Origin of the sequence: Intrasporangium sp., from assembly GCF_035688975.1 — a bacterium.
GTDB lineage: Bacteria > Actinomycetota > Actinomycetes > Actinomycetales > Dermatophilaceae > CALMNV01.
In genome coordinates, this window is the sequence record NZ_DASSMH010000034.1 from 1 (window position 1) to 9193 (window position 9193).

Here is a 9193-nt window from a genome sequence, read left to right on the forward strand (position 1 = left end):
GCGCCCTGGTCGTAGTCGGTGTGGGTGTGCGGGCGGGCCGGGACGGTGGTGCCGTCGGCGAGCACGACCTCACGGGTCGGTCCGTAGGTGTCGGTGACGCGGGACCCACGAGGCAGGGTCACCGCACCGGAGGTGGCGTCCTTGATCTCGGTGTTGTACACGGTCTGGGTGGACATCGCGTCGACCCCGGCGGCATCGAGCGCGTCCGGGGTGCCGGCCTTGGCCTCGACGTCGGCGACCGCGGAGGCGTCCAGGGTGCGCACGGTGTTGCCGGCGCCGGCTCCCGCGCTGGTGTCGTAGTCGGTGGAGGTGACCTGCCACGCGCCGGCGCCGTAGGCGGCGGTGTTGACGGTGTAGCCCAGGTCATCGACGTAGGACAGGTCGGCGTAGGTCCAGTCCACCCCGGGCCAGCTGGTTCCGGAGCCGGCAACGGTCCCGGTGTAGTCCTGGCCGAAGACGGCGTACCCGGTGACGGGGGCTTTCGCCTGGTACCACGCGTCGACGCCGGTGGCGGAGTCGCTCAGGTCGGGCAGACCGGTGCCGGAGGTCGGCACCGCGTACACGTACCGGGCCACCGTCACGTCCGGCTGCCCCGCGGCGGGGTTCTCCCGGGTGACCTGGGTCAGCTTGCCGGCGGTGTCGTAGGCCAGCTTCGTCGCGGCGAGCGTGGTGCTGGCCGGGGTGGCCTGACGGACCGACGCGATCCGGGTCTCGGCGCTTGCGGTGCCCCACGTGTAGTCGGTGCCGATGCCGGTGCGCGGGTCACGCACCGTCACCAGGCGTCCGAGCGTGTCGTAGCTGTAGGTCGCGACGCCCGTCGTGGCCATGGCGCCGGCGTTGCTGTTCGCGGCCGGGTCCCACAGCCACGCGCTGACCGTCTTGACCTGGCCCGCGTGGTCCCCGGGGGTGGTGCTGGTCGCGGTCGTGGCGGTGGCGTAGGTGATGTCGATGGCGCGGCAGCCCCGCGACAGCGCGCCCGAGGTCGGGCAGGTGCCGGTCATCCCGGCCGGGACGGGCGCGACGACACGGTCGATGCGTCCGTCGTTGTTGGTGTCGCCGAAGGTCGTGGTGCCGCTCTGGCCGGGCTCGGAGATGGTGTCTGGCTGCCACGTGGTGCCCGCCGTGGACGGGGCCGCGCGCGGCTTCCACGTCGTCGTGGTGCCGTCCTGCTCGGTCAGGCTCAGCCGGGTTCCGGTGCCGGTGCCGGTCGTGGTCAGCCTGATCGCCGCGGCGAGCGTGTCGTCGGTGGCCGGCACGTACGTCTGGGTGCCGGTCGGGTAGGTGCGGGTGCCGCCCGAGTTCGCGTACACCAGCGGGTTACCTTGCCCGTCGACGAACGCGATCGACCCGTCGACGCCGATGCTGTCGATGACCTGCAGACCGGCCAGGCCGGCCTGGTTGCCTTCCAGGTTCGCGGTCCAGCCCGGCCCGAACACCCCGGTGGCGGGGTCAGCGGGCCAGTCGGCGGCGGTGCCGTTGCCGGCGAACGAGGTGTGCGACCGCGACAGCGTGATGGCGCCGCCGTACCCAGGCACCGACACGTCCGTGGCGTCGGCGGCCAGCTCACCGGTGTACAGGGCGACCTGCCCGGCGCCGGCCGCGTCGCTGGTCGGGTACCCGGCCCCGAACGCGTGCGGCAGCCTGGTCACCGTCGCGGGCGACTGCGACCACGTGCACTGCACGCTCGAGGACCCGCCCGTGCCACCGGTGTAGGTGAAGCAGACCTGCACGTCCAGCCGCACCGGCGTCCGTGAGGGGACATCTGCCAACGCGCCGGCCTCCCGGGTCGCGGTGGACAGGTCGAACACGCCGGTGTAGGCCGCCGGAGCGCTCGTCGAGGTCGGGGTCACGCTCACCGCAGCGGCCGAGGAGTCGGTCCAGCCGGTGGCCTCGTTGCCGGAGCCGGCCACCCGCCACTGCACCTTCGCGGTCACGGCGGTCGCCGAACCCTTCGGCGGGCCACCCGCGGCGACCTTGACCTTGCCCGAGGACGCCGTCCCGCTCGTCGGGGTGCTCATCGAGGCCGCGCCCCAGCCGAAGCCGTAGCTGGCCTGCGCCGAGGACTTCAGCGCCCGCGAGATCCCGGTCACCTTGATCTCGTGGTAGCCCTTGGCCGTGGCCGGGAACGTGTACGTCTTGTGCACGACGGCCCAGTCGTTGGTCGCGGTGATCGCCAGCCGCGACTGCTTGACCCCGTCCACGGTGACATCCAGGTAGCCGGGGGCGGAATACGTGCCCGACACTCCGGCGGCGGTGATCGCACACGTCACCGTGCCGGCCGGGTCGGCGTCGGTCCAGGTCCCGTTGGCGTACCCGTTGTCGCACGAGACTCTCGGGGTGGGCGGGGTTGACCACTGCGTGTAGAAGGTGCGCCACGGCGACCACGTCCCGTTCCACACCCCCTGGTCGTCCTTGACCGCGGCCCGCACGTAGTACGTGCTGTTCTCCGCCAACGCCGTCGTCGGGGAGCACGACACCCCGGCGGTGCCGGACGGCCCCCACCCCGTGCTGCACGAGGCGACCAGCGACGTGCCCGAGACGGCGGTCGAGTTGTGCACCTCGAAGGTCACCGCGACCTGGTTGCCGTCCGGGTCCGTCGCCGTGGAATGCAGCCTCGGCGTGGAGTCGCTGGTGAACAGCTGCACCGTGCCGGTGCCCGGGATCGTGTACGAGTTCGCCCCGTCGGTCGTGCCGCCCAGATCCGGGGTCGCCGCCGCGTTCGGCTTGCGGTCATAGGTCACGGTGAACTTCGGCGGGTTCGCGCCCTCCATCGAGGAGAACTTCTTCCACCCGGCGCTGTCGGTCTCCGAGGCGGCCTTGAGCAGCACCGTCGAGGAGGTGCCGGTACTGGTCGACAGCGTCTGGAACAACGACGTCAACGGCACCTGCACCCACCCGGCAGCACAGGTCGAGGAGAACCCCTTCGCGGTGGTGACCGAACCCCACACCGTGGCCCCCACACTAGGTTGCGAGGTCCACCGGGTGCTCGTGCTCGCCCCGGAAGAGCTGAAGACGTTCATCGCCCGCGCCGTGCACGAGTAGGACCACGTCTCATAGACCGACAGCTGCGCCGACTCCACCTTCAGGTTCCGAAACCCCGTGGTCGGGAAGTTGAGATAGGACCGGGCGACCGAGGAGCCGGCGTCGAACGTGCCGACCTTCAGCTCCGTCGATGCCGACTGATCCGTGGTGTACGTGTTCTCCACCCACGTGTCGAACGACGGGGTCACCGTCATCGACGCGTACACCGGGTCGATCGTTACCGGGAACACCCGCGCCGGATCGGCCAGCCACGCCGCGTCCGGGGTCACCGTCAGCACCGCCTGACCCGGGCTCGACTGCGCCACCGACAGCTTCACCGGCGAGACGCTCGCCGGATCCCCCGAACGCGGGTCGAGCCTCGCGTCCCACGCCGCGGCCGGCGGGACCACCGAGACCTGCTTGCCCTTGCCGTCCACGAACGCCACCCCGCCGTCCGCGCTCGCCTTCGCCGTCAAGCCCCTGGTCTTCAGCGGGATCGAGAACGAGCCCGCGCCAGCACCACCGCCGGACACGGTGATCCCCGCCAGCTGGTCCGCGGCCGCGCGGTCCTTGATGACGAAGTCCTGCTCGAACCCGGACGGGCGCACGCTCACCCGCACATCCACCCCGGGCAGCACGTTCGGGTACGTCGCCACCCGGCCAGCCAGCACCGGCGCCGGCAGCTTCACCGCGCCCAGGCCTCCGCCAAGAGCCCAGGACACGCCCCGGCCGGCGCCGTGGTCCACCGACGCGACATCCCCGCCGGCCGCCCCTCCGGCGGACAGGCGCACGCCCAGGTCGCTCGAGACCGGCACCACATCAGTGCCGGCCGTCTTCAAGTCAAGGTCCACCGGCTGCCATCGCCCCGCCGGGTCCTTGAACCGCACCGGCGCCCCGGACACCTCCGTGGTCAGCGACCCGTCCGGGTTGACCCACGTCGTCGTCGTGTCGGTCCGCTCGCCCAACGCCTCCACCCGGTGACCCTGCGCCCGGGCCGCGACCCGCGCCGAGACCAGGTCGACAGCCTCGCCAGTCTGCGCCCGTGCCGGAGCAGCCGCTGGGGCCGCGACCGGCGCGGCCGCGGCCACGTCACCCCCGGAGGCGTCCACGACCACCAACGCGGCCAACGCCACCGACGACGTGACGAGCCGAACCCACCGACGAGACGCACCCACGGACCGATCCCCTGTCTCGGCCACCGGCCGACTCAACACCCGGCGCATCCGCTACCACATGGGCGCATATCGGGGCGAACCGTACACCACAGAGCGGTGGAGGGCCAACCTGACTGGCTGTGGTCCCGCCCAGGAGCAGAGTGCTGACGCCCAATCCTCGCCTCGACCGGCGGCATACCGCCTGCGGGACGCTCATCGGGGCCAGGTCGGGAGGCGACGAGCCCGCGCCAAAGGAAGTCTTCGACATCGAAGCGTCGGGCGTTTCGCCGCTGGGACACCGGGTACGCGCTGGGAGCGACGCGAGGCACGAGCGCACCACCCCGTCCCAGCCCCACACGGAGGGAACCATGGGTCCGACGCCCGAGCACCACCTGCCCCAGAGCCCGCCCGTCAGATCGCCCACCCGGCCGCCCAGGACCGCACCGGGCCGCCTCCCCAGCAGCGGCTCCACGTCGGCCAGCGACCGCGCCGAGCTGAGCGCGCTGCTCCTGCAGCAGGCCGAGGACGCCGGGGACGCCGAGGAGCGCAAGCGCATCCAGGAGGAGGTCGTCCTGCTCAACATGGGCGTCGCCCGGTCGCTCGCGTCGCAGTACCGGGGCCGCGGCGTCGCCGACGAGGACCTCCTCCAGGTGGCGTGCCTCGGGCTGGTCAAGGCGGTCGCGTGGTTCCGGACGTCCTTGGGCGGTGACTTCCTCGGCTATGCCGTGCCGACGATCCGGGGCGAGCTCAAGAAGCACTTCCGCGACTGCGGGTGGGCCGTGCGACCCCCGCGGCGGGTCCAGGACTGCCAGAGTCGGATCACGGCGGCCACGCCGGAGCTCACGCAGCGGCTGCAGCGCTTCCCCCGCCCGGCGGAGCTCGCGGCGCACCTCGACGTCGACGAGTGCGACGTCATCGAGGCCCTCGGGGCCAACGGGTGCTTCGCCCCGACGTCCCTCGACGTGGCGCTCGTCGAGCACGGCGACACGACCCGCGGCGAGCTCCTCGGCGAGGAGGACCACCGGATGCGGGCCGTGGAGGCGCGAGTCACCCTGAGCCCCCTGCTCAAGCGGCTGCCGGACCGCGAGCGCAGCATCCTGCACCTGCGCTTCGTGGGCGAGTGGAACCAGGAGCAGATCGGCGCCCGCGTGGGGCTGAGCCAGGTGCAGGTGTCCCGCCTGCTCAGCCGCATCCTCGCCGGGCTCAAGGACCAGCTCGGGTGAGCGCCACCCCGCCGCGCCGGGTGGTCGTCACCGGAGGGGCCGGCTTCGTCGGGTCCTGGCTCTGCGAAGCGCTGCTCGACGACGGGGCCTCGGTCGTCTGCGTCGACAACCTGCTCACCGGCAGGCAGGACAACGTCGCGGACCTGCTCGACCGACCCGGTTTCGAGTTCCTGCAGCGCGACATCTGCGAGCCCCTCGACGTCCCGGGTGACGTGGACTGGGTGCTGCACCTGGCCTCCCCCGCCTCGCCGCCGCACTACCTCGCGATGCCCATCGAGACCATGCGGGTCGGCAGCATGGGCACCATGAACGCGCTCGACCTCGCGGAGCGCAAGGCGGCCCGGTTCGTGCTCGCCTCGACCTCCGAGGTCTACGGCGACCCGCTGCTGCACCCGCAGCCGGAGACCTACTGGGGCAACGTCAACCCCGTCGGCCCCCGCAGCGTCTACGACGAGTCGAAGCGCTTCGCCGAGGCCCTGACGACGGCATACCGGACCAGCCGGGGTCTCGACACGGGGATCGTGCGGATCTTCAACACCTACGGGCCCCGGATGCGGCTCGACGACGGCCGGGCGATCCCGGCGTTCCTCACCCAGGCCCTCGCGGGGGACCCGATCACGGTCGCGGGTGACGGCAGCCAGACCCGCTCCATCTGCTTCGTTACGGACACCGTCGCGGGCATCCGCGCCCTGGCCGCCGCCGACGACGCCGGGCCGGTCAACATCGGCAGCCCCTACGAGGTGTCCATGCTCGAGCTCGCCGAGACGGTGCGTGACCTCGTCGGCACGTCGTCGGAGATCACCTTCGTGCCCCTGCCGCAGGACGACCCGCGGGTGCGCCGGCCGGACACCGCGCGCGCCGAGCGGCTGCTCGGCTGGCGGCCGGTGGTCGGTCCCGACGAGGGGCTCAAGCGGACGCTGGAGTGGTTCAGGGGGCAGCTCGAGGCTCGGAGGCTGGGCCACCCGGGCGGCTGAGGCCAGACCACGCGCGCACCTTGTCGGCACCCGCTCACCGCGTCGGCACCCGCTCACCGCGTCGGCACCCGCTCACCCCGGAGCGTGCGCGCGTGCCGACGGGCTGCCCGCGTGCGGGCGGGCTGCGCGCGTGCCTTCGGGGTATGCCGCCAGCCGCAGCCCGGCCGCCTCGACCACCTCCTCGACGGTGATCCGCAGCAGCGCCGCGTCGGCCACGTCTCCCCACGGGTCGCCGCGACGACCGTGGCCGTGCCACAGGACGGTGTGCGGACCCGAGGTGACCGGTCCCCACTCCGCCGGCGGCACGGGCCCGAAGAGCAGCACGGACGGGGTGCCGTATGCCGTCGACAGATGGGCCACGCCCGTGTCGCCGCACACGAGCAGCCGTGCGGCGCTGACGAGCGCCGCGAGTCCCGCCAGGTCGGTGCGCCCGGCGAGGGCGGCCTCCGGCGGCAGGCCGGCTGCACGGCATACCTCCTCGGCGAGCGTCCGCTCCTGCGCCCCTCCTGTCACCACCACCGGCCACCCCTGGCCCGCCGCCCACCGGGCGACAGCCGCGAACCGCTCCGGCGGCCAGCGCCGTGACGGGTGGGCGGCGCCCGGGTGGACGACGACCGCCCCAGCGACGGGCGGCGGGGCGGGAGGCGCCGCGATCCGCACGTCCTGCGGGTCTGCGGGCCACCCCTCCTCCGCCACGAGCCGGCACCAGCGCCGGACCTCGTGCTCGCCCGCGTGCCAGGCCGGGCCGGGGACGCCGGCCTCCCGGCACGCGAAGGCCACGAGCCGGCCCGGCCGCAGCGCCTGCAGCACCCGGTGGCTCTGTGGCCCCTTGCCGTGGAGGTTCACGGCGACGTCTGGCGGCGGCCCCGGCCAGTGCAGCGGGGAGAGGCCGGTGGCCGGCACGAGCCGGTCCGCCGCCGCCGAGAGCCGCACGAGCGGCTCGAGGACGGCAGGTGCGGCGAGCACGACCTCGTGCCCCGGCAGCGCCCGGGCGACGGCACGCACGGCCGGCACGCCGGTGAGCAGGTCGCCGAGCCCGAGCGCCCGCAGGACGAGGGCGACGGGGCGGCTCAGGGCCAGGAGCCTTCCACCGACGGGGTGATGACGAGCTCGCGCACCTCGCAGCCCGGCGGCTGCTGGAGGGCGAAGATCACCGCCCTCGCGACGTCCTGCGGCTGGTTGAGCTTGGCGTCCGGCCCCGGCTTGTACTGCTCGTCGCGGCCGTCGAAGAAGGCGGTGTGCATGCCCCCCGGCACGAGCGTCGTCACGCCGATGCGGCCCTGCGTCTCGACGGCGAGGGCGCGGGAGAAGCCGATGACCCCGAACTTCGACGCGCAGTAGGCCGTGGCGTCGCTGAGCACCCGCAGGCCGAGGGTGGAGGCCACGGTGACGACGCGGCCGTGGCGCGCCTCGAGGTCGGGCAGGGCCGCCCTGACGACGGCGGCGGTGCCGAGGAGGTTGACCTTGACGACCCGGTCCCAGTCCTCGCCGCCCACGTCGCCGAACTGCCCGCACGAGTCCGTCCCGGCGCAGGTCACGACCGCGTCGAGGCCCCCGACCCGCTGCGACACCTCGCGCACCGCCTCCTCGGCCGCCCGGGCGTCGACGAGGTCGACGCAGACCTCGTCGTGGCCCGAGCCTGTGGGGAAGCGGTCGAGGATGACCGGCCGGCCGCCTTCCCGCGCGACGGCGTCGACGACGGCGGCACCGAGGCCAGAGGCGCCTCCGGTGACGAGCACGGTTCCGAGTGGCATGTCAGCTCTTCCTTCCTGTGTCGGCAGCTCGTGCTGCCGTCGTGGCGGCCGCGGTCCGCACCAGCGCGGTGGTCGAGCGGCCCTGCAGATACGGGAGCACGACGGCCTGTCCGCCCCACTCCTCGAGCACCCGAGCCTCGGGCACGTCGGCGCCGGCGTAGTCCCCGCCCTTCGCCCACACGTGGGGCCGGACCCGGCGCAGGACCTCGGCCGGCGTGTCCTCCTCGAAGACGACGACGGCGTCGACGCACTCCAGCGCCTGGAGCACCCGGGCCCGGTCGGCCGCCGGCACGAGCGGCCGCGTCGGCCCCTTGAGCCGGCGCACCGACTCGTCGGAGTTGAGGCACACGACGAGGCAGTCTCCGAGGCTGCGCGCAGCGCGCAGCGTGGCGACGTGCCCGGCGTGCAGCAGGTCGAAGCAGCCCCCGGTCGCGACGACCACGCCGCCGCGGCGGCGCACCTCCTCGACGCGGCCAGGCTCCGGCCGGCCTGCGTCGGGGGCGGGTCCGGCGGTGAGCGAGGCCGGGCCCCCGGCCGCGACGTAGGCCGCGGCCGCCGCTACCGCGTCCTGCACGGCCTCGGTCGTCACCCGCCCGGCCGCGAGGCTGAGGGCGGCGGTGGCCGCGAACCGGTCACCAGCACCGCACGGGTCCGCGCAGGGCACCGAGGGGGCCGGCGTGAGGACCGGGGTGCCGCTGCCGTAGGACAGCAGGGCGCCGCGCTCGCCGAGCGTCACCGCGACCGCCGAGGCCTGCCAGGCGCCGACGAGCAGGTCAGCATGGCGGCGCACGGTGGCGAGGCTGCTGCCGGCGTCACCGCCGGCGTTCCCGCCCGCGTCCCGCCCGTCGTCACCGTGGCGCGCCGCGAAGCCGGCCGCCTCGGCGCGGTTGGGCGTGGCGAGCCGGACCCCGGGCACGGGGGCGCCACCGCGCGGGTGCGGGTCCCACGTGACGGGCACCGTCCGCGCGAGTGCGGTCAGGGCCCCCCGTATGCCGGGTGCCTCGACCGCCCCTCGCCCGTAGTCCGCGACAAGAACGGCTCCGGCCTCCTCCAGGGCCCTGAGGACG

The 9193-nt window shown here is 74.0% G+C and carries 6 protein-coding genes; 2 read left to right on the forward strand and 4 right to left on the reverse strand.

Annotated elements, in window-relative coordinates; translation table 11 throughout:
• On the reverse strand, positions 1–4196 hold a 4196-nt coding region (locus VFJ94_RS03595; RefSeq protein WP_325002820.1), incomplete at its 3' end, for a DNRLRE domain-containing protein.
• 347 nt (positions 4197–4543) lie between these two features.
• On the opposite strand from VFJ94_RS03595, the gene VFJ94_RS03600 reads away from it, so the two are divergent.
• Positions 4544–5398: a sigma-70 family RNA polymerase sigma factor gene (locus VFJ94_RS03600; RefSeq protein ID WP_325002821.1), complete on the forward strand. Its 855-nt coding sequence runs from the start codon at positions 4544–4546 to the stop codon at positions 5396–5398.
• Complete coding sequence (locus VFJ94_RS03605) at positions 5395–6372, forward strand: UDP-glucuronic acid decarboxylase family protein (RefSeq protein ID WP_325002822.1); 978 nt, start codon at positions 5395–5397, stop codon at positions 6370–6372. Before VFJ94_RS03600 ends, VFJ94_RS03605 begins: the two co-directional genes overlap by 4 nt.
• A 72-nt stretch (positions 6373–6444) precedes the next feature.
• Here the strand turns inward: VFJ94_RS03605 and VFJ94_RS03610 are convergent, their stop codons facing one another.
• The 3 genes from VFJ94_RS03610 to rfaE2 all read right to left on the reverse strand — a co-directional run.
• On the reverse strand, positions 6445–7386 hold the full coding sequence (locus VFJ94_RS03610; RefSeq protein WP_325002823.1) for a glycosyltransferase family 9 protein: 942 nt from the start codon (positions 7384–7386) through the stop codon (positions 6445–6447).
• Positions 7387–7442: 56 nt separating this feature from the next.
• Positions 7443–8126 (reverse strand): SDR family oxidoreductase, encoded by a 684-nt coding sequence (locus tag VFJ94_RS03615; protein WP_325002824.1) that lies wholly within the window; start codon positions 8124–8126, stop codon positions 7443–7445.
• 1 nt (position 8127) lies between these two features.
• A partial coding sequence (gene rfaE2 / locus VFJ94_RS03620) for a D-glycero-beta-D-manno-heptose 1-phosphate adenylyltransferase (protein WP_325002825.1) occupies positions 8128–9193 on the reverse strand: 1066 nt, incomplete at its 5' end.

Coding starts and splice junctions, on each gene's coding strand:
- VFJ94_RS03600 (WP_325002821.1), top strand. CDS start 4,544: ATGGGTCCGACGCCCGAGCACCACCTGCCCCAGAGCCCGCCCGTCAGA.
- VFJ94_RS03615 (WP_325002824.1), bottom strand. CDS start 8,126: ATGCCACTCGGAACCGTGCTCGTCACCGGAGGCGCCTCTGGCCTCGGT.